Origin of the sequence: Vibrio sp. FF145 (genome assembly GCF_041439075.1) — a bacterium.
Lineage (GTDB): Bacteria > Pseudomonadota > Gammaproteobacteria > Enterobacterales > Vibrionaceae > Vibrio > Vibrio tasmaniensis_A.
The window spans coordinates 149,028-175,608 of the sequence record NZ_JBGONH010000003.1 but is presented as its reverse complement, the minus strand read 5'-3'; the positions used below and the strand labels follow the sequence as shown (position 1 = coordinate 175,608).

Genomic DNA, 26,581 nt, shown 5'->3' with positions numbered 1-26,581 from the left:
TTACTACCGTTTTTGTTTTAAGTTCCCGCTAATCCGCGATGAACCAAAAAAAAGCGAGTCCCTTAGGAACTCGCAAAAATCTATTCAGTATGATGTAACAAAATATGAGCCAATCTATTAATCATAAGAAAGGACAAAAGGTTGTCTATTCGGGATAAATAATAATCAACTGGATGCGCTACATTGTCATCAATTTGTCAGCGTTAGGTGCGGTTTTAATCAGCACCTAATGTGTTCAAACTATCCATTCGTCGGCCGTAAATATGGGCTTCTTACAGCTGAGCAGTGACATTGATTGGTGACTAGTGGCCAATCGCCATTTCGTCGAGCGCTAAGAACACGTTTTCGTCTAAATGACCTTCGTGAACTTGTTTACACACTTTACGACGCACAGCTAAACCAGAGATCAAACGCTCAATAGACAAGTGTCGATTGCTGGTGCTGTCACGGTCGTTGTAAAGCTCAATCAAGCGACTCAGTGTTTCGTATGGGATAACGTCCTCCCCTACTCTCAACCAATCAAGCTTCTCAATGAGCTCAGAACACTCTTCTTTGATTGAAGCATGTGAATGCCCTGTCATAGCAGATAAAGCCGTTATACTGCGTTCTAGAGCCTCTGCAGAGGTATATTTAGAGAGAGTAATCATGATCTCGTCAGCGTTGATCTCAACAGAGTGTTTACGCTGCTTAACTCGACGTCCCAATTTGCCTCTTGGCGACGGTGCTTTGCGCTGAATTGGCTCAAACTCACCATCAATAATCTCAGACAACTCTTCCAATTTCTGCTTAGACACCATTTCATTACGCAGTGGGTTCGGTAACGTTGGTGCCATATTACGCTTGCCTGCATTGGTGGTGCGTGCTCTTGAGTAACGTAAGACTTCTTCCACATTACATTTGATATCAACCTGATAATCAGTCGTTTTGCCTTTTTCGATCAACGCGGTGATCGTTAAGTGATACCCCCAAAGGTTAACCAGGAAGGTATCTTCTTGATCCCCTACTTCACCTAACTTTCTGAGCTCGCGGATCAGATCCATCGAAAAACGACGCCAATCGATGTTACGCGCCAGTTTCTGATTCAGCTCGCTGAGCAACATGCAATCTGTATGGCGGCGTGCCATACGGCTTCTAAAGTACGAATACATTTGGAAGACCAAGGTATGTTGCTTCAGGATTTCTGGCGGAAATAGGAAGAAATAATCACGAGTGAGCAGCTCTTCGTAGAACGACGGTTCCCAAACCAGGATGTACAGGTTCGGTTTAATGCGAATTTCGCCGTCAGAGCCTTCTGTAGGCGCTTCTTCCGATGCGGTAATGGTTCTAGCTAGGAATCGGAAACGATCACTCTTAAAGCCTTCTGGCATGTTCTCGCTAAGCCAACGGCCTGTGAGCTCATGCAATTGGAAGTCGGTAAATTCGATACGATCAATACTGTCACGGATCGAATCACGTGCCGGCCCGCTGTCTTTCTTGCCACGCAAGGACAAAATATCCGTGATGTAAAGTGGTGTTTTGTTCGGTGTGTGTTTCGCGTCTAGATGGTAATCATCTTGGTGATGATCATGATATTGAACAGTAAGCGTGAATAACGCGAATAGCGTCATCAGATCATCAACCGTCATAATGTTTTTTGAAGATCGTGTCTCGATCACCGCTCGAGTTCCAGAGATCGAAACCATTGATTTTTGGTAGCTCTTGCGCGTTCTAGGGGGCGCTAAGGCTTGATCAATAATACCCGCCCAATTAGTTGGCGACACAATAAATTGATCGGCTTCGTCTTTCATCGTTGGTGGGGTATTGAGTCCGTGTTCATTCAATAAGCGCTTGTTGACTTTGGTTTGAGCTAGAGCTTTAGATCGCTTTTGCTTCTCATTTTGCTTCACGCTTTCTGTCACTAAGCTAGTAGCACCCAGTACCGATATCAATTGGTTTGGGTTCACAAAGCGATGCAGCATAGTTTTGCCAGCAAGACCTTCTTCAAAGCGAACCGGAATTTGTCTGAAAAGGCCGATACTAACCGCAGCTCTTAACCTTTGCTGTAAGGCTGCACGAGTAACTTGGCCATCGGTTGATTCAATAATCTCGGTAGTGGAAACGTAACCGTCTTTGCTGCTAAACCCACGAAGTGAAATTAGGTTAAGAAGCTCAACAATGCTTTTGGTGACACCTTTGAAGTGCTGATATTGTTCTATCCATTCAACGGCTGTTTCAGATACCTCAAATAAATGACCATCTTTGTGGCTTCGTGCCTTAATTAACAATTTCTCTTCTGGTTTCATTTTTGATCCGTATCACACTAACCGTAATTTCACTATAGTTCCTGAATGATAAAGAAAGAATGATCATAAATAAAGAGAATTTATTGGCTTTTAAATAACTGATCTTTTTGATTAATATGATCTTAAATGATTAAGTGATCTAATGATCTGGCTGTTTCTTTGCCTTTAAGTTGCTGAATTTAAACGTTTAAAATAAACCCCCTTGGAAAGCATGATCATAAAAACCCCGAAACTATGATCATTAAATCAAAGAAAGCATGATCACAGAACTTCAGAAGTATGATCATTAAGTCATTGTAAGCATGATCATTATTGGCTTGAAAGCATGATCATTATACTTATACAGCTTATCCACAGTTCGGAAGTCAACATCATCTTCTAAGTCACTTCATACACATCAATGTGGATATTTATGATGGCCAATCTATTGGAACAATGATCAAGTGATGGTACTTTTTTATCCTTCCCGCCCTATTGAGGATAAAATTTAATCTGTATCTGTTGAAAATGGATAGCTTTGATGTATTTAGCGCAGGTGGGAGTTAACTTGGAAGCATGATCATGAAATTGTCATGTTTGCGTATTCTCGGTCAGTGTAGATTGAATTTTCAATCATTGAGCCCTTATAGGCGTTGAATCCCCATTGCAAAAGCATTTGTCCGTAACTTAGCTCTTAAATTACATGCTTCCGGAACGATATTTACTTGATCATTTTTCCGTAATTTGATCATTTGTAATGTGCAGTTGTTCGGATCAATATTGCTAAGTTTACGCCTTGATCATGCTTCATAATTGGGTGTTATTAATTATCTTACACTGGATATGTACCATGATCATTCTTCCGCTCAGGTTAGAATCCTCTGTTGTTTTTTTGCACCTCCTCTTCTCTTCTGTTTTGAATTTTTTGTCCATTGAGCGTTTTTTAATTTTTATTGAATTGAAAATCTATAAATTCGAATGCAAATCACACCAACCGTAATCTATAGTTGTGTTTCAATCGTTCCGCAGTTTTTTAGCGATAATTTCATTTACATTGTAAATAAGTGATGCTGTAACATTTTAAATATGCACTAGAAATAACATGGTTGTGCATGATGAAAATGATGACTTTCAGTATTACTCTGAGGTGATGTTTCATCAAATTGTAAAAACACTGTCTATTTTATGTGAGTTTACTCATAAATGCATGTTCATGTTTTTGTTGTGTTTGTTGTTAATCGCTGTACAATTTGTACTTAGTTAATCATTACGGAAACTGGCAATGAAAAGAGAACAAACGATTGATAAGCTCTATCAGCTAGCCGAACAAACTCAACAAGTTCAGGCTGACCGAATTGAGATTATTTTGGAAGAGCGAAGTGATGAACATTTCCCTCCAATGTCTAAAGCTATGATGGAGACTCGTTCTGGTTTAACGCGTCGTAAACTCGATGAAGCGATCACTAAACTTGAAGCTGATGGCCATCAGTTTACAAAGAACAATGCCAATCACTACTCGATTTCATTGACAGAAGCTCACATGTTGATGGACGCGGCAGAAGTGCCGAAGTTCCATCAACGTAAGCAGCATGCTGACAACAAACCATGGATTATCAACGTACAAAACCAAAAGGGCGGTACGGGTAAATCAATGACGGCAGTTCACTTAGCTGCGTGCTTATCTCTAAATTTGGACAAGCGCTACCGTATCTGTTTGATTGACTTGGATCCACAAGGCTCTTTGCGTCTGTTCTTAAACCCACAAATTAGTGGTGCAGAGCATGACAGCATTTATTCTGCAGTTGATATCATGTTGGATAATGTGCCAGAAGAGCAGGATGTTGACCTAGAATTCTTGCGTAAGAACGTGCTGTTGCCAACTCAGTATCCTAATTTGAAGACTATTTCAGCCTTCCCAGAAGATGCGATGTTTAACGCTGAAGCATGGCAAAGTCTGTCTAGAGATCAGTCACTTGATATTGTTCGTCTTTTGAAAGAAAAGCTTATCGACAAAATCGCCGATGATTTTGATGTGATCATGATTGATACTGGACCACACGTGGACCCGTTAGTGTGGAATGCAATGTACGCGTCGAACGCACTTTTAATACCATGTGCAGCCAAGCGTTTGGACTGGGCTTCAACGGTTAACTTCTTCCAGCACTTGCCAACGGTTTATGAAATGTTCCCGGACGATTGGAAAGGGCTTGAGTTCGTTCGTCTAATGCCAACGATGTTTGAAGACGACAATAAAAAGCAGGTATCAGTTCTGACTGAGATGAACTACCTGTTGAATGACCAAGTAATGATGGCCACGATTCCAAGAAGCCGCGCCTTTGAAACTTGTGCTGACACTTACAGCACGGTTTTCGATCTGACGGTAAGCGACTTTGAGGGCGGTAAGAAAACTCTGGCTGTGGCTCAAGACGCAGTACAAAAAAGTGCTCTAGAATTAGAGCGTGTATTACATAGCAACTGGCCTTCACTTAATCAGGGATAACAAGAATGGCAATTAAAACATCTGACTTAAATGCAAAGCTATTTGGTAAAGCAAACAAACGTCGCGTAGCTACGCCACAAGAAGCTCAAACTGCGGTAAAAGAGCAAGCTCAAGTGATTGAGCTTTCTGTTGCGGGTGAAGATTTAGTTTCATTTGAATTGGTTCGAATTCCAGCCGCTGATGTAGCAACACGAACGGTTGTTTTTGAAGAGAATGCTCGTGAGCAGTCTTTCTTGAATGAGCATGCGCTTTCTGACGTACTAACTACGCTTAAAGAGCGCGGCCAGCAATATCCAGCGGTTGGCCGTAAGAACAAAGACGGCAAGATTGAAGTTCTTGATGGTAGCCGTCGTCGTATGTCATGTATTTTGGCTGACAAAGAGTTCTTGATCTATGTCGCTGAAAACATTAACGGCGAACATGCTAAGTTTTTATCAGATGTAGCTAACGCTCATAAACCACTTTCTCTCTATGAGAAGGGGAAGGAGATGCAAGCGAAGCTTGATAAAGGCGAAGCTGAAGACCAGAAAGCACTCGCTAAAATGTTCCAGTGCAGTGAAGCTTTGGTGAGTGGCGCGTTGAAAGCGGCCGCTTTACCACTTGAATTATTACAAGCTTACCCAAATGTGAGCGATCTTGGCCGTCCGACTATTGTTAAGTTACACAAACAATTTAGCGGTCTTACTAGTGAGCAGCAACAAACATTACTGACCAAGTGTGGTGCTTCTGAAGGTTTTGTGTGGCAGCGCAGCGAAGCTCAAGGCGTAACTCGTTTAACAAAAGACGTGACAGAGACTTTAGAAGGTTGGGTGCTCGAACTAGCACCAGCACCCGCGAAGAAAGCTTCTCCAAAAGTTGAACTTATTAAAGGTCGAGCGTCATATAGCCGTAAGGGTTCAAACTTGGCGTTAAATCTTAAGAAAGTTGATGATACAACAATGGAAGAAATCATAGCATTCGTACAATCTAAGTTAGACTAAGTCACGACTTTCATTACTCCTCTAAAGCCGCTTTATGCGGCTTTTTATTTGGCTGTGATAAACTGTGTTTAGATGAATCTGGACGCTAACTATGACAAACCCAACCAATACTTTTCTGCATACACTTTCTAATATTGCCCAACACAATGGTCACCGTTACGGTGTGGTCTTTGATGGCGACTTTGATTGGCAAAACTCTGCTGTTTTAACCTTCCTTGAAAATTCGTACACTCCGAGCATCTTCCAGATTGGTGGAACTCCGTTTGAAGGAGTGATTCATGCTCCAGTCAAAAAAGGCCAACAATTGCTTGGTCGTGAGTCCCAAGTTCTTGTTTGTGATTTTAGAGAGCAGTTTGATGCGAATGGTTTTAGCGCTGCACTAGGTTCGTTAATCGGTGGTGGGCTGTTGTTGGTGCTGCCGCCAAAAGTTGATGACTCTGAAGATAACGAGAGCTTTGGCCAACGTTGGTTAAAGGAGAATTTCAATAAGCTCATTTCGGTTTCACAACACAACGAAACAGACGATGTTGTTCTAGCGACTAAAGCACTTCCTCTCAAGCAAGACTTTGAAAACAGTTTGGACAAATTCGAACAGCAAAATCTGGCTGTTGAGTTGGTTAAAAAAGTGGTGTCTGGGCATCGTAAACGACCTTTAGTTCTCACGGCAGATAGAGGGCGTGGTAAAAGCTCTACATTGGGCATTGCCGCTGCTCAGCTTTTGGTTGAGCGTCATGGATTAAATATCATCGTGACAGCGCCTTCAGTGAAAGCAATCGAGCCTGTATTTTTCCACGCGAGTCAAAGCCTAGAAGACTGTGAAGTGCTCAACGCAACTTACATTTGCTATCAAAGCGGAAGTTTAAGATTCGTAGCACCAGATGAATTACTTAAGTCTAAGCCTGATTGTGATTTGCTATTAGTCGATGAAGCGGCTGCAATTCCAATCCCGATGCTCAAATCTATGGTTGGCATTTATCATCGTATGGTTTTTTCAACCACCGTTCACGGATACGAGGGGAGTGGGAGAGGGTTTGGACTTAAGTTCGAGTCTTGGCTTTCAGAGCATCGCCCGGGGTGGAAAGGTTTTAAGCTCGATCAGCCCATTCGTTGGAATCGCAATGATCCACTAGAGCGTTGGTTGTTTGATTGCTTCTTGCTTGGTAACGACGCGTCGCTAAGTGACTCGGTGATTCATGAGTTAGATAGCTTTTCTGATCTGGCAATCAACCAACTGAGCTTGGTCGAGTTATCAAAGGCAGAATGCTTGGCGAACCCGGAGCCGCTACAGCAATGCTTTTCTCTTCTTGTTGACGCTCATTATCAAACGTCACCAAACGATCTAATGCAGTTTCTCAACAATCCAGCAATCCGTTTGTACGCTGCTTGGCAGAAAAACGAATGTTTAGGTTGTATGTTGGTAACTGAAGAAGGTGGGTTGGATAGCGATCTGATTGCTCAGATTCAACTTGGAAAACGAAGACCTCAAGGTCACCTAGCTCCAGTGTTACTCGCAAACCAACTGGGTTGTACACAAGCGGCGCTCAGTCGTTGCCTTCGAGTTATGCGTATTGCCGTTTCAACACGTCATCAAGGTTCGGGGATTGGTCGTTGGATGTTGGGGCAGTTGTCAAAGCAAACTAATCAGGCGGATTACTTAGCAACGAGCTTTGGCGCGACCAGTGAATTGATTTCATTCTGGCGCGATAACGATTTTGTACCTGTGCACATTGGCCACCAGCGCGATCAAGCAAGCGGCTGTCACTCGGTATTGATGGTTAAGCCACTTAATAAAAGCGCACAGAATTGGGCCTACAATCTGATAAGTCACTTTGAACGTAGTTTCTGTTTTCTCACTTCTGGTTCTTTGGCTTCTCTCGAGGTTGATATGGTGCGCGCATTATTGCCAAGGCAAGCGGAATCTATGGCAGAGTCTGAAATCCAACTCCTCAGGAATTATGTCGATGGTGGTAATAGTTACGACAGCATTGGTTTCAGTGCCCTGAATTTGATTCTCCAGAGTAATGGTCATCAAGCTCACATAGCTGAACCTGACGCTATAATCGATACAGGTTTCGTTGTTTCAGACTTACTTATCGCGAAAGTCGTGCAGCAGAAAGAGTGGGGGACTTGTGTCGAACAGTTTAATCTAGTCGGACGAAAACAAGCTGAGCTACAGTTTAGAAAAGATGTCGGTACTCTACTATCAAATTTACACTGTAAATAGGTAGATCAACGATCGTCACTAAATTTGGAACGACAGAGCATATGTCGAGCTGTTAATTAGATTTACAGTGTAAATTAGAAGGCCGGATTTACACTGTAAACTGAACCGCGGTATGTAATGACCTATGTGATTTCAATTATCCAATCTTTATGCAATTTCTCAATTTGTTGAACATGTCCATCATGGCGCTCATTTCCTATCTCAATTCTACCGATCTAATCATCGCCGTTGTTTGGAAGGTATAATTTCATATTATCACATCAATTCATCCCGAATCGTTTGGTGATGAAGATCCGTCGCTGTATTGCGATCTTATGCTCGTACCCAATATTCATAGTTTGAAAAATCGTGAAAGAATCTTTTTTGTAAAGGTGAAGAAGAGATTAGAATCGGTCAGTCTTATTTATGAGTCCCTTTGCAACATCGAAAGTAAGTGATGTGACGCTGATTATTCTACTGTAGTGATTCTAAGCACAGAGCGAATTATATAGACTGCATAACAACAGAGTTATTATGGGTACACAATTCGAATGTGGGATAGCATCGTTACATTGTCGGAAGATAGGAAGCAAGTGATGGCATGTCTGCCGTCTGGGTTTGTGGTCAACGCAAGCTTTGACAATAAGACATTACCAACAACCTTAGAAGCTTTGAACGCATCAAACTATTTTATTTTCGAAGAAGAGATACTGCGTTTTGTCACTCTTGCTAAAGAAGGTAAGGGAGAAGCTTATCAAGGAATATTGATTGCTGAAGTTCGTAATTCCAGTGTTACGGTTGAACTGTCTGATGATGAGATGCTCGCAAGTCTTGTTGTAACTGGGGCATATAATGGGCAGGCATTACGTGGCAGCGATATCATTCATTGCTTGGCTCAGGCTCACATAACGAAAGGAATTAATAAGCTAGCACTTAGAAAAGTCTTAATGATGAGTAGCAAGCTAAAGCCGGGTGAAAAATTTACTCAGCCCGTTGCCAAAGGTTCTCCAGCTGTGAAGGGTAAAGATGCTAAGTTTTCAGCATTGGTTGAAGATATTACTCATCAAGTATTAAAGCCTCGCAGTAAAGACGCCGGTAAGATCGATATGCGAGATCTCGGCGAAACCATTACCGTTGGTCAGAATGACCCGCTAATGAAACGAACTCCTGCCACCAAAGGTATTGCGGGCTTTACCGTCCAAGGTCGAATTATCCCACCCCTTCCGGGCCAAGACAGTTTGATTAAGCCAGGAAAAGGCACCCACATTTCCCCTGACGACCCTAATTTATTACTTTCTTCATCCTCTGGTCTGCCCATTATTAAAGAGCGAAGTATCGAAGTGGATGACGCCTTATGTGTTAGCAATGTCGACGTATCTACTGGGCACGTTAAATTCAAAGGTAATGTGTTTGTCTCTGGGAATATAGAACCTGGAATGATAGTGAAGGCGACCGGAAGCATTACTGTTGGTGGCTTTATTGAATCTGCAGAAGTTCAGGCTCAGGGGGATATAAAAGTCGCGAAAGGAATTATTGGTCATACGACCAAAGAGGATGAGCCAAAAAGTTGTAAGGTACTTAGCAAAGGCTCTATCACAGCAAGCTACGCACAGAATACTGAACTGCAAACCGGCAATGACATTCTACTCAATCTACATAGCATGAGTAACGACATTCGTTGTGGCAACAACCTCATTGTGATGGATACCTTTAAGAAGCATGGCACACTTAGTGGCGGTGAAGCTAAAGTCGGCGGTAAAGTGGAATGTGTTTTCTTAGGCGTTGAAGGGGATACAGCAACTAAGGTTCATGGTTTTGCTCGCTTCGAGGGATATCAAAAAAAGACAGCTCAACTGAAGGAGATTTATAAGCACGCTCAAGAACAAACCATGGACGTCATCCGTCAAGAACTCGAATTTAAGAAGCGACCAAAAGCGGAAAGAAGCGAAGAGCAAGCGTTGGAGATTGAGCAGCGACGAGAAAAAAACAATCAAGCGATAGAGAAGACTAAATCGCAGTTGGATACACTCGAAGCTGAATTTGAAACAAACCTTGCCGAGTGCACAGTAGAGGCGCACGAGAAAGTGTACACCCGTGTATCTGTTTTGTTTGGTGATGAGATGGTGACGACTAAGCGAACGCACGGCGGCAGTGTTTTCTCGTTCAATCAATATGAAATTCAATGTTCTTTCAAAATGGAGAAAGAAGATATCTCATTGTAATTGAGCGACTCTGAAATTGCCCAAGACTGAATAGAGCGGTTCGAGCAGTTTTCTGTTCATTAGAATAAATAAGAAAGGGGGAGCTGATGCTCCCCCTTTGCTTTTGCTGATATTGACTTAGTTCGATTCTTTAAGTCACATGAGCGCTTTAACTTGCCGCTTTTACCTTTCCTTGCTTCAAGTCTGACAGAACTTGTGATTTTGGTCCGTCGGCAATAATACTGCCTTTCTCCATCACAATCACTCTATCCACGATATCCAACATCGACGTTTTGTGGGTGATAAGAATCAAAGTCTCACTAGGTAACAGCTGGCTCAGCTGATGCTTAATGTGCATCTCTGAACGGTTATCCATAGCACTGGTAGGTTCGTCCATCAATAATACAGGAGGGCGCCCTAGGAAGGCTCTAGCTATGGCTATCGACTGACGTTGACCTCCTGAGAGTAAACCACCACCTTCACCTACTTGGCGTTCTAAGCCTGCCGGATCTTGCTGAGTAAAAGCGGTTACACCTGCACGGTTGGCAGCATCCATGACATCACGATCGTCAACCAACGGGCGTCCCAAGGTAATGTTGTCTCTTACCGTGCCATAGAATAGGTTACTGTCCTGCGGCACACAGCCTATATTGCGTCGTACGTCGACATGGTGAAGTTGTTCCATATCGGTGTCATCAATGCGTACATGACCTTCTGTGGGCTTATACAGGCCCATAATCAGGCGTTCAAGTGTGCTTTTACCTGAACCAATTCGCCCAATAATCGCGACCTTTTCACCTGGACTAATATTAAGAGTCAGGTCTCTTATAGACGCGATTGGCGAATCAGGGTAATGGAATGTTACTTTATCAAGCGCGATATGCCCTTGAATAATCGGACGGTGGATGTATCGCTTACCTTCCTCTTGTTCACTGGGCATCGACATGACTTGTTCAATCAAGGTCATTGATGACTTCGCTTGGTTATAACGCGTAGAAAGCAATGATAACTGGACAAGAGGACCAATTGCTCTACCACTCAACATAGTAGCGGCAATCAAGCCACCCATTGTAAGAGTGCCTTCTGCCATTAGGTACACACCAAAAATAATCATTCCCACATTGGTACTTTGTTGAACAAAGCCAGCAGTATTTTGGATGCTATCGGTAATACGACGACTCTTGATATTCCAGTTCGCCATGTGCGCAACAGCTTCTTCCCAGCGGAATTGGAACTGGCTTTGAGCGCTGAATAGCTTAACGGTTTCTAGCCCCGCTAAACTCTCAATTAAGTTTGCGTACTTCTGAGAAGCAAGGCGAGAGCCTTCTTCAATGGTACGACGCAGCGGGCCTTGTATTAACAACGCATAGATGATCAGTATCACCACGCCAACGACAGGAACAAACACAAGGTTGCCAGCCATTAACCAAATTAACGCCAAGAACATAAGAGCGAATGGCAAATCGATTAATGAGCCTATTGTTGCCGAAGTAAAGAACTCACGGATTGACTCGAATTCTTGCAGGTTTTTAGCAAAAGCACCGACAGAAGCAGGCTTCGCTTCCATACGAATCCCGAGCACCTTACTGAACAACTTAGATGAAATCAGGATATCGGATTTCTTACCCGCAACGTCAATAAAGTAGCTTCGCATTAACTTTAAAAGTAAGTCAAAGAGGAAGACGACAAAAATACCACTCGCGAGTACCCATAGCGTCTCAAACGCAAGGTTTGGTACCACTTTGTCGTACACCAAACGAGTAAACATTGGAGCTGCAATAGCGAAAAGGTTGATTAGAATTGATGCGATCAGCACATCACGATAGATTTTTTTAGATTGCCAAATCGTGCTCCAAAACCAGTGACCTTCGCGCGTTTTTAAAATTTCTGGTGAGCGTTCATCATAACGGAATTGTTTCTTTACTAAGAAGTAACGGCCGATGAATTGCTCTTTCAATTCTTCGATAGGGATGACGATTGGCATCATCCCACTTTCCGTTGTGATGATTTCGGCTTCTTGCTTCTCAATATCGATACTATTAAGAACGCAAGCCTCACCTTGCTTGAGTAACAATATGGCTGGCAGAATTAAGTGAGGGATGTTTTCTAGATCGGAACGGTTTTCTTTGGCCACTAACCCCGCACGCTCGGCAGAGCGAGGGAATAGGAAAGGGGTTAGCTTTCCATCAGAGAGTGGTAGCCCATTGATCAACGCTTCGGGCGAGTTGGCTAACCCGTAATACCGACTAACGTAGATCAGTGAGTTTAATAGTGGATCTTGCATGCGATATAACCTTACAACTATTTATCAACAATGAAGCCTTGGAACACTTCTACGTAGTTATCAGACAAAATATCTAACTGAGTCTGAGTTTCAATTCGTGACGCAATAGTCGTCACACCAAGGTTATGAGCCGTTCTTGAGATAGACGTTAACGTAAATTTCTGTTTTTCGTCATCAAGGTTATGAGTAAATAGGTAATCCAGCTTCACATAGCTAGGGCGGTACTCGTTGATGTAATCGAGTGATTGGAAGTTGCGTCCATAGTTATCGACACCAAACACCGCATCAGCGTTGCGAATGGTGTTACACAATAGTGCTGTGTAGTGAGGAACATTGACGAAACAGTTTTCTGGAATTTCAAAATGCAACAGATGAGCGATTGACGCATTTTTCTCAAGAGACTTTCCGATCCAACGGATGAAGCTTGGCTGAGAAATACTGCTTGGCGAGATATTGATAGCAACGGGGCTCGTAAGCTCTTTTGCATTCAGTTTATCAATCATCTTCTCGATAACGTATTGATCGAGGATGTGGCTCATTTCAAGCTGTTCTAATGCGTATAAGTATTGGTTGGCACCGTAACGAACCCCCTCTTTCTCAATCGCAGAGAACACTTCTTGGTGATAGGTTTTGCCAAAACTATTATTTGCAGCTTGGAAGCGGAAAGTTACTAGGTCATTGATGATTGCTTCTTCGACCAACATGCGCCATTGCTGTTTACCCATTACAGCGCCATGGTCGTCAGCAGTTACGTAACCGTAAGCGAGCTCACGGTTCGCTTTCGCGCTAGACAGTGCGTTATCGACCAAAGACATGATTTCAGTACTGGTTTTACGTTTCTTACTGTACGTCACACCGAGAGCTATGTGTGGATTCGCCATACCTGTTGGATCTGAACCTAGATTTTGAATGCAGTTTACGATGCTGCTCGCGACGAGTTTCAGTTCATTTTCATCAATGTTCGGCATAATGAAGCCAAACTCATCACTAGAAATACGAGCGATAGTAATATCTGGAGATGAAATAGAAGCCTGTAGCTGTTCAGCTAATTGGTGAACTAAGGCATCGCCTTCTTGATAGCCTTTGTCATCATACTCTTCACTAATAAATTCGGCTTTTAGCACCGCCAGACCACCTAAACTAGACTCTTCTAACCACTGAGTTAGTTGAGACATGTAGTAAGCACGGTTACCTAACTGAGATACAGGATCGATATACGCGCGTTCACGAAGTCGTTGCGCTTCTTGTGCTTGGCTCTTAAATGCAAGTTCAACTTGAGTCGACATGTGGTTAATACCGTCGACGACTAAGATGAGGTCTTTTGTTTTAGGGCGAACCAGAGGCTCACCGAACTGATTTTTGGCTATTTGATCCATTTTTTTTATGATTAATGACAGCGGACGTAGTGCTCGTTGGAGTATCCATGAAATCGAGATCAAACCCAGTAAGAAAATCGCTCCAAAGAAGGTCACTAGCCGTGTAAATGCCTCCCAAAGCTGAGTATAGGCTGGGCCTGGGTGGCTCACTATCTCAACTTCAGCAAGTTGCATCCAACCACTAGTAATCACGCGGCGATCATGAATCGGTTTAAACAAATTCAGGTTGGTAAACCATTGTGGGACACCACTTGGTTTCACAGGGTATGAACGAAGAATATCATCTCCTGTGTCTAAAAAAATCAATCGTACGACAGAGTAAGAACTACCATCAAACAGTGCGTTGATAACAGACTCTACAGCCACTTGATCCTTTTCTTCGAGGTAAGGGGCGAGCGCCAGTCCAACAGTATTAATGGTATTATTTACTTCAGAGCGTTGCTGCTCTTCTAAGTAGTCACGGGTGGTATTGAATTCGATCATAAAAACTGAGGTCATCAGTAATATGAAAACCGCAACCATTCCGACCACAAGCTGTTTATATAAAGTCATTGTACCTACTCATCGTAATTGATAATGGGTTTGTTTAATTTTAGAGAGCGCTCACGCGAACGTAAGTCGTTCCATAAGCTCAATCTTGAAGATTTTCCTGATAACTTGCCGCTGCCTGCCGCCGACTTGATTAACCATAGGTTTTTACCATTGAAGCTGTATATCGGTCGTAGATCTCTGCGCTTGGAGCCGCGTTTTATTTCAGGGTTTAAGTTGTCTAAAATTAGTGGTTCTGCACTGGGTGTAGAGTAGTAAGCCAACACCATATGGAATTGGTTTAACTCAAGTGCTTTTACATACACTAATCGTAATTTCTTATCTGGGACGCCGAGTTCAAGTAAAGAGAAGTATTTTGCGATAGTGAAATCTTCACAGTCACCCGCGTTACTGCCCAAAAACTCCAGCGGTGTCGCCCAGTAGTCATTCTTTCCCCAAAGTATACTGTCATCGACAAAGTACATTTGGTTGAAGAACCGATTTACCGAATCGAGTTTCTCTTTTTCACTTAACCCTGCGTACGACGTCATATTTGAGCGCCATGTCGACACTCGCTTCCCTGCTCTTTCTCCGTAGGTTACAGAGACTGCGTCTATCCACCTTTGGTCACTCTTGTTCAGTGCTCCGGAAGTAAAAGAGGTAAGGAACAGCAGCAATAACGAAAAACGAGATTTCATTGCCGCTGCTCTTGTTTTTTCACTGCATCTAGGAAGACGTTCTCAAGCATTAACCGTCCTTACTCTTTTAGTGCGTTGTTTTGAGCACTCAAAATTGGCTTCAACATATATTCAAGCACGGTTCTTTTGCCGGTGATGATATCGACAGAAGCGGTCATACCTGGAATGATAGGCAGCTCTTCATTAGCCCCAAAGCTGTACTTCTCGGTACGAACACGCACGATGTAAAAACTATTGCCTTCTTCATCTTGAGTGGTGTCAGCACTGATGTGCTCTAACACACCTACTAAACCACCGTATTTAGTAAAGTCATAGGCACTGAATTTAACCACAGCGCTCAATTCTGGACGGAGGAATGCGATATCTTGTGGAGCAATTTTCGCCTCAACTAATAGGGAATCTTCAGTTGGTACAATCTCAACAATGTCCATACCCGGTTGGATAACACCGCCTACGGTATTAATACCAAGCGTTTTGACGGTTCCTGTTACTGGAGAAACTACTACAGTACGATTAACTCTGTCTTCAAGGCCAACCGCTGATTCCGTCATTGCAGAGAGCTTATCTTGTGCTTGGTTTAGCTTCTCTTGTTGTTCTGATCGGAAGTTCAGTGCAGCATCGATACGACTGAGCATCGCTTCTTTGATTGCTGAACGTAGAAGAGGGATTTTGAGTTCGCTAGAGGTCATTTCTCGACGAGTGTCGTTAACTTGTCTTTGCAGCTTGAGCAGTTCAATTTTTGGCACCACCCCTTCATCAGCAAGAGGCTTGGTAATATCCAGCTCTTGGCGGGCAAAGTTGTAACTCTGTCTTAAATTCTGAACACGCGCTTTTATTTCAACTAGGTCTTGTTGCTTCTGTCCAACCTGTTGATCAAAAACGGAAAGTTGGTTCTTCAGGTTATTCAGATCTTGACGATATTCTGCTTTTTGGCGATTAACCAATTTGGGGTGAAGGTCGTAGAATAGTGGTGGGAAGGCGAGTTTACCATAATCGAGTAAGACACTTTTTTTCCACTCTTTTACTGAGAATTCTTCATTGATAACCACACTGGTCAGTGAGGCGGACAGCATGAGTACATTAGCCGTTAAGTTCGCAACTTGTTGCTCACGTTCACGAAAGTCAGAGCGGAATCGAGTGTCATCTATTAATAGTAATTGTTGCCCTTTTTGAACTCGTTGCCCTTCTTTGACTAAAATTTCTTTAACCAAACCACCTTCAAGGTTTTGCACCACCTGAATCTGAGAGGAAGGGATCACCTTGCCTTGGCCAACAGTCACTTTGTCGATTTCAGCCCAAGCAGACCAACCAATAGCAGCGACAAAAAACAGAACGATAACCCACAACATAATACGCGCACTGGTGGGCGTATTGAGGAGCAGTGCCGCTGTTTTGTCATCGACATACTCAAGTTCGGTCTCATTCAATTTGCTGAAATTTTTCTGACTCATAACAGTCCTTGTTCGCTAAATAAAAGTGCAAGCTTTGTGAGTGTATTCTTACTTTTGATAAATGTTAAGGCTTTGCTCCTTTAAATCTTTGAATTTATATATTTTTTAACTCTTATTGTTTTTTGAAATCTGTTTTATCAAGTTGGTGCTTTCTCAGCTTGTCATAAAGCGTTTTTCGCGATACTTGCAGCTCTTGCTGTACCTCTTTTAAGCGCCCTTGATGACGATGTAGTGCCTCTATCAAGAGGATTTGCTCAAAGCTATCGGTTCGTTGGCTTAATGACAGTTGTTGCTCTTCAGTCTTTAGATCGATGTGGTCTTTGTCGCTTTGCTCTTGATTATGATTAGGCTCTGATTCAAGCGATGCCAGCTTGGGTTTAGTCAACACTCTGAGTTCTGCATGTTGGCGAAGCTGTCGAATATTTTCACTCCAGTGAGTGGCGATCAATCGTTGAACCTCTTTTTCTGTAATCACCGGAGGGGGTAACTGATATCGACTTGCCGCACCACGAGCAAAATGTTTAAACAAAGAACCAATATCTTCTGTTCGTTGCGCTAGCGGTAGCAAATCAAATCGACGGAACTCACTTACCATTGTAGTAGGAAGTATTGTGGTTGCTAAAATGATACAAGTTGCACTGGTCTTGCATGAGTTTTCACGAAGTAGAGTGGGTTTTAGGTTCGCTAGCCACTGCCATTGGTCTTGAGTTAATGCTTCTGTTTCATGGATATAAAGTGTCCCACCCTGATGTTTCAAGAACAGTTGCAAAACAAACTGATGGAATGTCGCTTCGTCACTGCGTGGCAAATTAAACGCAGCAACAGGGCAAAGCTCTGCGGCTTGATGGCTGTGAAGATCGTGCGTGTACTGCGCCGTGACCCTTTTACCCGTTCCTAAATCGCCGACGAACAGTAGAAGTGGGTTAGTTTTGGTCTCTAGAGAGATCAGTTCTCGGCGTAATGTCTGCATTGATGGCGATTGACCAATCAACTTTGGACCCACCTGATTCTGTACCGCCAACTCTTTACGTAATAGATTATTCTCTTCAACCAAAGCGAGCTTATCCGATGCTTTTTTTACTGCGGTCAGCAGGGCATCGACCACAAACGGTTTTTCCAAAAAATCATAAGCGCCAGCTTTCATTGCGGATACGGCTGTTTGCACGTCCCCATGGCCTGTCAGCACGATGATCTGAAAATGAGGGTTTTGATTCAGCAGCTTTTGTGTCAATTGAATGCCATCCATCACTGGCATGTGAATATCGGTAATGACAATCCCAGCTTGCGTCACATCTATTCTCTTTAGTGCCTCAATGGCATTGGGGAAGCAGGCAATATCGATGCCTTCAATGAGCATGGCTTGTTCTACGGAGTCTCGAATGGCGGGTTCATCATCGACAAAATAGAGTTTAGGCAGAGGGTGCAAAAGTCGAATCCTTAACAGTATGTGAGGTTAACTATGTGTGAAATTAGCAGTATGTAAAATTCATTTTCTAATCAACGATAACAACGGCACGTTAGCCCTTATCGTTATATAACGGGATGCTTAGCGAGAATACCATGCCTGAAGGCTCTAATCGGTTGGCGCTGATCGTGCCGTGATAAGCTTCAATAATCCGTTTCGATATTGAAAGCCCTAGCCCTAAGCCTTCCGGTTTAGTGGTAAAAAACGGGTTGAAAAGCTGTTCTAGCTTATCGTCCGGCATGCCAATTCCGTTGTCCCAAATGATCAGCTGACAAGAGTTATGATGCAGTTGCCATTCGATGCCTATCTGTGGACTGGCCGGTTGGTCAACGTTTTCCAGGTTTTGTTGCTCCTGCAAGATTTTCTGTTCAAGAACGTGTTGTTGAAGCGCTTGGGTAGCGTTGTGAATTAGATTCACCAGTACTTGCTCGAGTTCGGTTGGATGAATGGCAATATTAATGTGATTTGGCACCGTGCTTAGTCTTAGTGTAATGCCTTGCTTGATCATCAGCGCACTGAGAATACTGGTGGCGTTGTTGACCGCTTGGTGCAGGTTCGCGACATGATGTTCTTGTTTAGTGACCTTGCGAGTAAAGACTTTGAGTCGCGCTATGATGTCGGTAATGGTGTTGTTGAGGCCAATCATTTTCTCAAGATTACTCTTCACTAAATCTGTCCGTTCCATTTCTAGCAGCTTTAAGCTGTTCTCACTGTAGGTTCGAAGCGCTGCAAGCGGTTGGTTGATTTCGTGGTTAATGCTGGCTGACAGCTCTCCGAGTACCGCTAATTTTGCTGTTTGGGTCAGCTCTTGTTCTGTCTGCTTCAGCTTTAACTGCGATGCTTGGTATTGAAAAATGGTTTGCTGAAGTTGTTGATTGGATTTCTTCAAATAGTGAGTACGTTTATCAACGGTTTGTTCTAGGTTTTGGTTGAGCCGGGTTAGCGCCACTTTCGCGACGTAAGTCTGTCGCCACGACCACGCGATGAGCATCACCAAGCTGTAAATCACCACGAAGATGACATCGATCTGCAGCACTTTAATAAGCTCTGCTTCGGCCTTTTTTAATGCGACAACTTGGTACTGATTGTTACTGAAGGTTGCGGGGTAAAGATTGAACGGCCCAAGTTTAAACAATCGGTTTGCCGTGAGTTCTTTTTGTACTCGATTTGGTTGAATGTTGTTGGGCTGATTAGCGTCGTTAACTTGTGGTTGATAGTTGGAAGAGCGAAAAGCTTCTATGATCGAAATTTCGCTTTGACCGTATTGGCGTTGCAGGGCGATATCGGTTTGTTGCTTCTGGCTTAACGGCAACAACGAGTGATAAAGCCACTGAGTTTGGCTGGAGAGAAAAACCACTTGGTTAGAGTCGAGTACCACAATCTCAAAATCATCGCTGGTTAGGATGTTTTCAAGGTTCTCTAGACTCACTTTAACGGTGATAACCCCAACAATGTCATTTTCTATATACAGGGGCGAAGACAAAAAGTAACCGCGTACGTTGGAGCGAGCCCCCAGTGCGACATAGTGTGTGCTGTTACCTTCAATCGCGGACGCAAAATAAGGACGAAACGAGAAGTTCTCACCCACGAAAGTACCGAGTTTCTGGTAATTACTGGAAGCGACCACAGTACCGCTCGGGTCATGAATATAGATGGTGTCAGCTTGGCTTTGATTCGACCATTCAAATAGCAATTGATTGAGCTGCGCAGCGGAAATCTTGTCTGTTTGTGGTGATGAGTCAAAATAAGAGAGCAGACGTGGGTCATGGCTGAGCAAATCAGGGATCTGTTTGAATTTATCCAGTTCAGAGTCGATTTGTAGGTTCGCTTTATTGGCTGCTTCGTTGAGCTTTTGAGTGACCACTTTTTCTTGAAATTGTACTGCCAAAAAATGAGTTGCGCTCAGCCCAATAGCCCCCAATAACAATGAGAATAAAACGAAGGGAGTCATTATGTTAAGCAGTATCTTAGTCACTAGGATCTCAGCATGTCATCGGTTTGTATAAAGATTATCAATATGATGGATAGAGTACCGAGATCTTGTTAACACAGAGCACCTTCTGTGAGACAAAACCATGGCTTAGACTTGTGTTTCAAAGGATTACAGCGCAAAATCAAAAAAAATTGAAAGGAGCAAGCAAATGGAACTGACCGATATTCGTCGCGAATACGCTAAGGGTGGATTGAGACGTAAAGACTTAGCCGCAGACCCGATTGAGCAATTCAATCTATGGCTAGAGCAAGCTATAGAAGCTAAGTTGACGGACCCTACTGCCATGACAGTTGCTACGGTTGATGAAAATGGTCAGCCATTCCAGCGAATTGTTCTGCTAAAGAATGTTGATAAAGACGGCTTCGTTTTTTACACCAACTTAGGTAGCCGTAAAGCGCACCAGCTAGAGCACAATAGCAAAATCAGTTTGCATTTCCCTTGGCACCCTCTTGAGCGACAAGTTCATATTACGGGCACGGCTGAAAAACTGACAGCAATGGAAAATATGAAGTACTTCTCGTCACGACCAAAAGAGAGCCAATTGGCCGCAATTGCAAGTAAGCAAAGTAGCCGTATCTCTGCTCGTGGGATTTTAGAAGGCAAATATCTAGAGCTTAAACAGAAGTTCGCGAAAGGAGAGATTCCTGTGCCTTCTTTCTGGGGTGGCTTCCGTGTGCGTGTGGATAGCATTGAGTTTTGGCAAGGTGGAGAGCACCGCTTGCATGATCGCTTCTTGTTCTCACGCCAAGATAGCCGTTGGGATATCGACCGCCTAGCGCCTTAATTTGCTTAACTGCTTAACTGCTTAACTGCTTAACTGCTTAACTGATCCAAAAATACCGTTGATTAGACTTATCAACGGTATTTTTTTGTCTGCATCTCATCAAACCAATATCTAGTCACTGTGCAGAACAACGGAGATCTGCTTTTTAAGCAGGGTTTCTGGGATCATAGAGCCTAGCCCCGAGTCCAACGCATACTCAATCAACTGGCTTTTACTGCGCGCATCAAATTTCTGTTTCAACCTGGCGACATGCCCTTCGACCGTTTTGATTGAAATGTTCAACGTAGACGCGATGTACTGTGGTTTCTTGCCGAATAGCAGCAAGAACAGCACTTCTGATTCTCGCGAAGTCAGTCGCTTTTTGAGCTTTGATATGCGTGGCTTTGATCCTGCAATGGACACTTGATTGTCTTTTTCGCAAGTTGCCTGACACACCCAATGGCCTACTTCTAAGATGGCGGTGTCGGTGAGTTCTTGACCATAAAAAATGGTGCCTTGAACTTCGCCATTCCCATCAAGCCAAGGGGTTTTAGTAAAAATATGGGCGTGCCAGCGTCCGTCTGGATAAGGGTGAATATCGAGGATTTTAAGAGTACTGCGTGTATCCATTACATGTTTGTCTTGAGCCCTGAAATCCTGCGCGCATTCGGTTGTTTGACTAGGCATATCGAAATCGGTTAAGCCCGTACAAGTTTCGTTGGGTTTTAAGCCAATTAATTGGTTGTAAGCAAGGTTGGCATACACGAAGACAGAGTCAGTATCTTTGCAACCCCAGCAACCTGGAAGTTGTTCAAATAAAGAACGATGTATGGAGTCGAGGGGATCCGGCAAGGCTTTATCTCGTAAGAGGGAGTATTGCAATGATATCAGTTTCTTATAGAGCTGCAATGACAATTAGAAGTCGAGTTATGCATCAAAAATGGAGTGTGATCAATAGTTGAACGGTGTGCTGTTTAAGTGCGCTTTTATTGATCGGTGGCTGAACAAAAAGGATGAGAAAGAAGCTAAAAAAAAGCCAGCCTGAAGGAGGGCTGGCCAAAGACAAGATATACCTTGTCGACACGTAGAAGATTTCCAGTTTAATTTACGAGGGTCATGTAAATTAAGCTGAGGTATCAGTTAGATACCCAGAGTGACTTACTACTCTATCGACGAATTTACTCCTAGGCGAGATCGAATATAAGGAGGGAATTCCCCTATAAACACTGACTCAACCTGATACTAGGAGAATCTAAGGTAAATATTTGAGGGCTTTGAGTAATACCAAGAGCTTATAGCTCTCGTAATACTCGGAATCCTAAGTAGTTAGCGGCAGTAGAAGGCGAAACGTACAGTTCAGCAAACACTTTTGCCTCTTCAGGAGAGAAGCTCCACGCGCCCCCTTTAGCGATGCCTTTTTGGGTTGCAGTCCATTCCCAAACGTTACCTACCATGTCGTAGAAACCCGTTGGCGTTGGCAAGAATGATTTAACAGGAGAAGTACTGACGTTTGACCACTGTGTACCAGACCAACCAGTATTAGCTCTACCTGAACGGAATTTGTTGCCCCACCAGAAGCTGGTATCTTGACCCGCTCTTGCCGCCGCTTCCCACTCTTGTTGTGTTGGTAGACGGTAAGTAAAGCCTGTTTTTTTAGATAACCAACGTGTGTACGCTTTCGCATCGCTTTGGCTGACGCATACAACGGGAGAGTTATCGACTTGCTTGAAACCAGGAGCTTTCCAGTCATTGTCTGACACAGTCGTGATTTCTGCATTCACGAAGGTATCACAAGTGTTCATCAGCTCTGCGTCTGTCTGATACCCCGTATTTTTCACAAATGCTTTAAAATCTTGAACACGAGTTGGGGTTGCCGCTAATGCAAATGGCTGTTTGATCGTGACTTGCTCAGCGTTATTTTCACCGAGTAGGTAAGTCCCAGATCCAACCACAATCATTTCTGGACTTTGAGCACCATTGCCCATTGGGTCAGCAAACTTAGTCCCCACATTCAGTGAGTTCTGCTTCGCTTGTAATACTGCTCTTAGGTTGTGATCTCGGGCTATTTTCAGCTCTTGGTGGAAAGAAAGGTAACCTTCTTTCTCAATCGTAACCATGTGCTGCCCAGTAGGTAACATCACTTCAACCGGAGTGCTGCCATAGTTCACACCATTGATAGAAACCTTGTCATTATATTGATTTGAACGAACCACCAAGTTAACCCATGCAACCTCTTTTTGTTGATCATCGGTTTGCAGATCGCTCTGATCGAAACAGTTTGAGGATTTAATACCAAGTAGGCGGCAAGGGGTGTTCTTATCTGGACGAGTTTCTAAATTCGCGGTAATCACGGCTCGGTAACGGTTATCTTCGGAGAAGCCAGATGATTTCACGCTGTGTTGCAGAACGTGAATATTCAAAGATGCAGACGCTAGGTGTTCTTTTACTATTTTTGATTCTGTCGCGTTGGATACAAGGCTATTTTGAAATTGTTTTACTGCTTTTTGAAGTGTCAAAGCCACCGTTTGGTCTGAACATTGAGCTAACGTCATGTCGCTGCTACAGCGGTTGGTAAAGCTAACGGTATGTTCTTGTGTTTGAGTAACCTCGCTTCTTAATCTCTCAGCTCTTGCTCTTAGTTTGTCTTGATTCAAATGGGCGATAGACATTTCTACAGCTGATTTTTCGGCTTTGATGGCCTCTAGTTCCATCACTAAGCTTTGAAGCTTTTGCTCTGAATCCGAAATCGTAAGCTTGTGCTCTTTTACCGATTTCCAGGCATCTTGAAAGCGGTTTTGAGCTGGTGAGATATCGAAATCTGGCTCATCAATCATGCGAGTGTAATCTTGCTCTAGGCTAGTTTTCGCCGTTGCGAGTTTTTGCTCTGATTGAGCTAATAACTTGGCTTGACGTGCCATTTGCTCTGCTTGGTTGTCGACTTGATTTTGTTTGTCCGCCATCTTCTTCTCGATAGCCGTTAAACTGGCATGTTCTTCGAAAAGAGAGCTTTCAATGTCGATGACTGATGACGTGATTGCTGGAGATGTCGCTTCAGCGAAAACAGCAGGCGTCATTAAGCATGGAGCAAGTGCAAATAATAGAGTAGGAAAACCTTGGCGCATGTTGGGCTACTTCAGTCGTAATTTAGGTTAATTGAATATTCTAACGAAAACGCCATTTCGTTTGAAGCTACTTTCTATAACTACAAACAAGATGGCGAGTATTCATTCAGCTTTGTGAAATAGGCACGGCTATTTATATCAGGCTTAGCTTTATATATTTAGATTTCATTTTCTTTACTAGGAAGGAGTTTCACCCAAATAGTATCGCTGCCGTTGATAGTCACTGTGCGGTTGTATGACTCGTAACCTTCTTTTGAAATGGTTACTTGATGACGACCGCTCGGTAGCGAAACCTCTAGGGGTGTGCTGCCGTATTTAATGCCGTTGATAGTGACTGAGTCATTGTACTGATCAGAACGTACCATCACGTTTGCCCACTGCTTGTCGCTCTTCTTTGTAACCTTAACGTCGCTGTCCGTTAAACAGTAGCGAGTTGAAACGTTCAATAAGTTACATGCTGCAATCGCTTCTGGTTTTGCTTGAAGTTGAGCTTGCATCTGCACAAAGTAAGAGTTGTTTCCAGAGAAACCGCTCTTGATTGCTTGGCTGTCTTGAACATGAATGTTCAATTGAACACCTTGTAAGTTTTGCTTCGCTAGCGTGCTTTCTGTGAGCTGTTCAAGTAATTTGCTCTTGAAGTTTTGTACTGCTTTCTGCTTCGTCAGGTGTTTACCTTGAGCAATACACTCACCCAGTGTCATTGTTGATGAACATGTGGTGGTGTAGCTCGTTTCAAGAACGGCACTTTCACGAAGTTCTGTTGCAATACGTTTAACGCGAGCTTCAACTTTTGATTCTTTCAAGTTAGCCAGCTCATTATTCAAACGAGCTTGCTTTTGCTTAATTTGAGAAAGGTAAATTTCGTTCTCATTCATCGCTTGCTGATTATCTAGCTGAGACGATTGATTCTCTTTAACCGCAGCCCAAGCATCTTGGTATCCTTTCTGAAAAGAAACCAGATCCGTTTCTGGATCGTCAAGTAAGCGACTGTACTGTTTGTCGAGTACAGATTTAGCTCGGTTACGTTTTGCCTTTAACTCTTCACCTTCACGTAACAACTTACTGTTCTGGTTTTGAAGTTGTTTTAAGGTCTCAGTTGCCGATACTTTGGTCGCTGAAATACGCTCAATATCTGAGTTTTTCTCTGTTAGCTTTGCATCGATAGCTGAAACGGGATCGACTTGATTCAGTTCTTCAGCTGATAACGATGCAGATACCCAAAGTGGGGATAGCGCAAGTAAAAGCGCTGAAATTCGAAAGTTAGTCATAGGTCCCTGCAACTTGTATATTTAAAATTGGCTCGTTAATAAAGTGTCTACTTCCTAGTTGTCAGTCACTAGTTATTAGCAATTAACACAGTACCCGTCTTTATACCGTTTTATTGCCCTCCAATCTACTCAAAAGCTAAGTTTCGGTACTTCGGATACACTTTTTACATATTTACACCGAAATAATTGAGCTATATAAGAAAATATTGTCGTTATGGTGTAGTCATTTGGTTTCCATTTGTGACTTGCTTTGACTTTTGGTGTTCAGATTTATTTGTTCTTGGAACAAGGAAGAGCGGCCTAAAGATTGGAAGGTTGACTTTACAAAGCCCGTAGTTTGGGTTCACTTGATCATACTTCCGGAGACATGATCACGTGGTTATCAATAATGATCTTTCTTTGAAGATGAGAAAACACCTCTCATGATCATTTACAAATTCATCTTCTGCAGATTTCAGAGTATTATTCTTATCATGTCGACCTAAGTACTTTGCTGTCATGCCAAAACCTTTACCCTTTCCAAACCTAGACTTGTCTCCGCTAGGGCTTACAGGCCCCCGACCAGCGGAAATCATAACTTTGCCTTCGCATATGGACTGTCACGATCATCATTATTCGCAGGTGGTGATTGGTTTAAAAGGTCAGGCTGAATTTGAAGTGAGCGGTAAAGGCAATCTTGTCGGCCCAGGTCAAGGTTGTGTGGTAACGGCGAGCTCTGATCATGCTTTCGGTGGTGTGGTTGGCCAGTCGGACATCCTAGTACTCAATATGCCAGTGCCAACGGATGATGACCCTCTGATGCTAGAGAAGATCAATCAGTTAGAATCATCGAACGTCTACTTCCAATTAGACGCGCAAATTCAAAAGCTTATCCATATGTTGGTGCAAGAAATGCAGGCCAGTCCTAATGATCTGCTACTAAGCCGAGCCTGTAATGACACGGTGATCGCGCTGATGCAAAGACACATATCGGCATTCGAAACTCCGATTAAAGACTCGCGTTTTGATCTTGAGGCATTGGATCGCTACATTGAGCGACACCTCGCGAACAAGATCTCTGTCGCGCAGCTTGCAGGCAGTGTGTTTCTGGGTGAAAGCCAGTTCCACATGCTATTCAAAGATCAAATGGGCATTACCCCTCACCAGTACGTTCTTGGTAAGCGTATCGACCGATCTCGTCGTTTAATCGAACAAGGTAACCTCAGCCTTGGTCAGGTCGCTGAACTGGCTGGTTTCTCCGGTCAATCTTCCTTTACTCACACCTTTTCACGTCTTCAAGGCATGTCACCATCTCAATACAAAAAGCAAATTTCTGTTAAATAGTGAAACAAAACGGCATATTATTTTAAAGTTTCATATGTGACCTTGTGTTTGTTTTGTTAATAAAGCGAGTTTTTAGCAAAAAACTCGGAGTTTTTGACAAGTAATCCTTATATACTCTAAATACACTGCAGCCATTGTAGAGATCCCGGGCTAATTCCGGGTGTG

General features: G+C 43.2%; 16 protein-coding genes. 6 read left to right on the top strand and 10 right to left on the bottom strand.

What is annotated here, in order from left to right; all coding sequences use genetic code 11:
- Positions 1 to 302: 302 nt before the first annotated feature.
- Positions 303 to 2,282, bottom strand: a complete 1,980-nt coding sequence (locus ACED42_RS02515; RefSeq protein WP_017100481.1) for a replication initiator protein RctB domain-containing protein — start codon at positions 2,280 to 2,282, stop codon at positions 303 to 305.
- Between the two features lie 1,261 nt (positions 2,283 to 3,543).
- Here ACED42_RS02515 and ACED42_RS02510 point away from each other — a divergent pair.
- From ACED42_RS02510 to ACED42_RS02495, 4 genes are all read left to right on the top strand, one after another.
- Entirely contained in the window at positions 3,544 to 4,761 is a 1,218-nt protein-coding gene (locus tag ACED42_RS02510) for a ParA family protein (protein WP_009846016.1), read from the top strand.
- Between the two features lie 5 nt (positions 4,762 to 4,766).
- A complete protein-coding gene (locus tag ACED42_RS02505; RefSeq protein WP_371701290.1) occupies positions 4,767 to 5,741 on the top strand; it encodes a ParB/RepB/Spo0J family partition protein in 975 nt (324 codons plus the stop codon).
- Positions 5,742 to 5,832: 91 nt separating this feature from the next.
- Entirely contained in the window at positions 5,833 to 7,965 is a 2,133-nt protein-coding gene (locus ACED42_RS02500) for a GNAT family N-acetyltransferase (protein ID WP_371701288.1), read from the top strand.
- A gap of 530 nt (positions 7,966 to 8,495) precedes the next feature.
- Entirely contained in the window at positions 8,496 to 10,166 is a 1,671-nt protein-coding gene (locus ACED42_RS02495) for a FapA family protein (protein WP_371701286.1), read from the top strand.
- 148 nt (positions 10,167 to 10,314) lie between these two features.
- Here ACED42_RS02495 and ACED42_RS02490 read toward each other — a convergent pair whose 3' ends face one another.
- The 6 genes from ACED42_RS02490 to ACED42_RS02465 all read right to left on the bottom strand — a co-directional run bounded on the left by ACED42_RS02490 (position 10,315) and on the right by ACED42_RS02465 (position 19,898).
- Complete coding sequence (locus tag ACED42_RS02490) at positions 10,315 to 12,429, bottom strand: type I secretion system permease/ATPase (RefSeq protein WP_371701285.1); 2,115 nt, start codon at positions 12,427 to 12,429, stop codon at positions 10,315 to 10,317.
- A 17-nt stretch (positions 12,430 to 12,446) separates the two neighbouring features.
- Complete coding sequence (locus ACED42_RS02485; RefSeq protein WP_009846011.1) at positions 12,447 to 14,357, bottom strand: LapD/MoxY N-terminal periplasmic domain-containing protein; 1,911 nt, start codon at positions 14,355 to 14,357, stop codon at positions 12,447 to 12,449.
- Positions 14,358 to 14,362: 5 nt separating this feature from the next.
- Positions 14,363 to 15,031, bottom strand: a complete 669-nt coding sequence (locus ACED42_RS02480; RefSeq protein WP_012600028.1) for a transglutaminase-like cysteine peptidase — start codon at positions 15,029 to 15,031, stop codon at positions 14,363 to 14,365.
- A gap of 59 nt (positions 15,032 to 15,090) precedes the next feature.
- Positions 15,091 to 16,482 (bottom strand): HlyD family type I secretion periplasmic adaptor subunit, encoded by a 1,392-nt coding sequence (locus tag ACED42_RS02475; RefSeq protein ID WP_009846009.1) that lies wholly within the window; start codon positions 16,480 to 16,482, stop codon positions 15,091 to 15,093.
- A gap of 112 nt (positions 16,483 to 16,594) precedes the next feature.
- Positions 16,595 to 17,899 carry a sigma-54-dependent transcriptional regulator gene (locus tag ACED42_RS02470; RefSeq protein ID WP_371701292.1) on the bottom strand — a complete coding sequence of 435 codons (1,305 nt, stop codon included), beginning with the start codon at positions 17,897 to 17,899 and terminating at the stop codon, positions 16,595 to 16,597.
- Positions 17,900 to 17,999: 100 nt separating this feature from the next.
- A complete protein-coding gene (locus tag ACED42_RS02465; RefSeq protein WP_371701283.1) occupies positions 18,000 to 19,898 on the bottom strand; it encodes an ATP-binding protein in 1,899 nt (632 codons plus the stop codon).
- A 190-nt stretch (positions 19,899 to 20,088) separates the two neighbouring features.
- Here ACED42_RS02465 and pdxH point away from each other — a divergent pair, with 190 nt between their 5' ends.
- Positions 20,089 to 20,724: a pyridoxamine 5'-phosphate oxidase gene (gene pdxH / locus ACED42_RS02460; protein ID WP_009846006.1), complete on the top strand. Its 636-nt coding sequence runs from the start codon at positions 20,089 to 20,091 to the stop codon at positions 20,722 to 20,724.
- A 111-nt stretch (positions 20,725 to 20,835) separates the two neighbouring features.
- On the opposite strand, the gene ACED42_RS02455 is transcribed toward pdxH, so the two are convergent.
- The 3 genes from ACED42_RS02455 to ACED42_RS02445 all read right to left on the bottom strand — a co-directional run bounded on the left by ACED42_RS02455 (position 20,836) and on the right by ACED42_RS02445 (position 25,093).
- On the bottom strand, positions 20,836 to 21,618 hold the full coding sequence (locus tag ACED42_RS02455) for a helix-turn-helix transcriptional regulator (protein ID WP_017102246.1): 783 nt from the start codon (positions 21,616 to 21,618) through the stop codon (positions 20,836 to 20,838).
- 377 nt (positions 21,619 to 21,995) lie between these two features.
- Positions 21,996 to 23,825 carry an SUMF1/EgtB/PvdO family nonheme iron enzyme gene (locus ACED42_RS02450; RefSeq protein WP_371701281.1) on the bottom strand — a complete coding sequence of 610 codons (1,830 nt, stop codon included), beginning with the start codon at positions 23,823 to 23,825 and terminating at the stop codon, positions 21,996 to 21,998.
- Between the two features lie 158 nt (positions 23,826 to 23,983).
- Positions 23,984 to 25,093, bottom strand: coding sequence for a PEGA domain-containing protein (locus ACED42_RS02445; protein ID WP_009846003.1), 1,110 nt, complete (start codon positions 25,091 to 25,093; stop codon positions 23,984 to 23,986).
- 498 nt (positions 25,094 to 25,591) lie between these two features.
- Here ACED42_RS02445 and ACED42_RS02440 point away from each other — a divergent pair, with 498 nt between their 5' ends.
- Positions 25,592 to 26,416, top strand: coding sequence for an AraC family transcriptional regulator (locus ACED42_RS02440; RefSeq protein ID WP_017102248.1), 825 nt, complete (start codon positions 25,592 to 25,594; stop codon positions 26,414 to 26,416).
- The last annotated feature ends 165 nt before the right edge of the window (positions 26,417 to 26,581 follow it).

Bases quoted from the DNA above. Each gene is read 5' to 3' on its own strand.
- ACED42_RS02510 (WP_009846016.1), top strand. From the start codon at position 3,544: ATGAAAAGAGAACAAACGATTGATAAGCTCTATCAGCTAGCCGAACAA.
- ACED42_RS02505 (WP_371701290.1), top strand. From the start codon at position 4,767: ATGGCAATTAAAACATCTGACTTAAATGCAAAGCTATTTGGTAAAGCA.
- ACED42_RS02490 (WP_371701285.1), bottom strand. From the start codon at position 12,429: ATGCAAGATCCACTATTAAACTCACTGATCTACGTTAGTCGGTATTAC.
- ACED42_RS02500 (WP_371701288.1), top strand. From the start codon at position 5,833: ATGACAAACCCAACCAATACTTTTCTGCATACACTTTCTAATATTGCC.
- ACED42_RS02480 (WP_012600028.1), bottom strand. From the start codon at position 15,031: ATGAAATCTCGTTTTTCGTTATTGCTGCTGTTCCTTACCTCTTTTACT.
- pdxH (WP_009846006.1), top strand. From the start codon at position 20,089: ATGGAACTGACCGATATTCGTCGCGAATACGCTAAGGGTGGATTGAGA.
- ACED42_RS02495 (WP_371701286.1), top strand. From the start codon at position 8,496: ATGTGGGATAGCATCGTTACATTGTCGGAAGATAGGAAGCAAGTGATG.
- ACED42_RS02440 (WP_017102248.1), top strand. From the start codon at position 25,592: ATGCCAAAACCTTTACCCTTTCCAAACCTAGACTTGTCTCCGCTAGGG.
- ACED42_RS02515 (WP_017100481.1), bottom strand. From the start codon at position 2,282: ATGAAACCAGAAGAGAAATTGTTAATTAAGGCACGAAGCCACAAAGAT.
- ACED42_RS02485 (WP_009846011.1), bottom strand. From the start codon at position 14,357: ATGACTTTATATAAACAGCTTGTGGTCGGAATGGTTGCGGTTTTCATA.
- ACED42_RS02445 (WP_009846003.1), bottom strand. From the start codon at position 25,093: ATGACTAACTTTCGAATTTCAGCGCTTTTACTTGCGCTATCCCCACTT.
- ACED42_RS02465 (WP_371701283.1), bottom strand. From the start codon at position 19,898: ATGACTCCCTTCGTTTTATTCTCATTGTTATTGGGGGCTATTGGGCTG.
- ACED42_RS02475 (WP_009846009.1), bottom strand. From the start codon at position 16,482: ATGAGTCAGAAAAATTTCAGCAAATTGAATGAGACCGAACTTGAGTAT.
- ACED42_RS02450 (WP_371701281.1), bottom strand. From the start codon at position 23,825: ATGCGCCAAGGTTTTCCTACTCTATTATTTGCACTTGCTCCATGCTTA.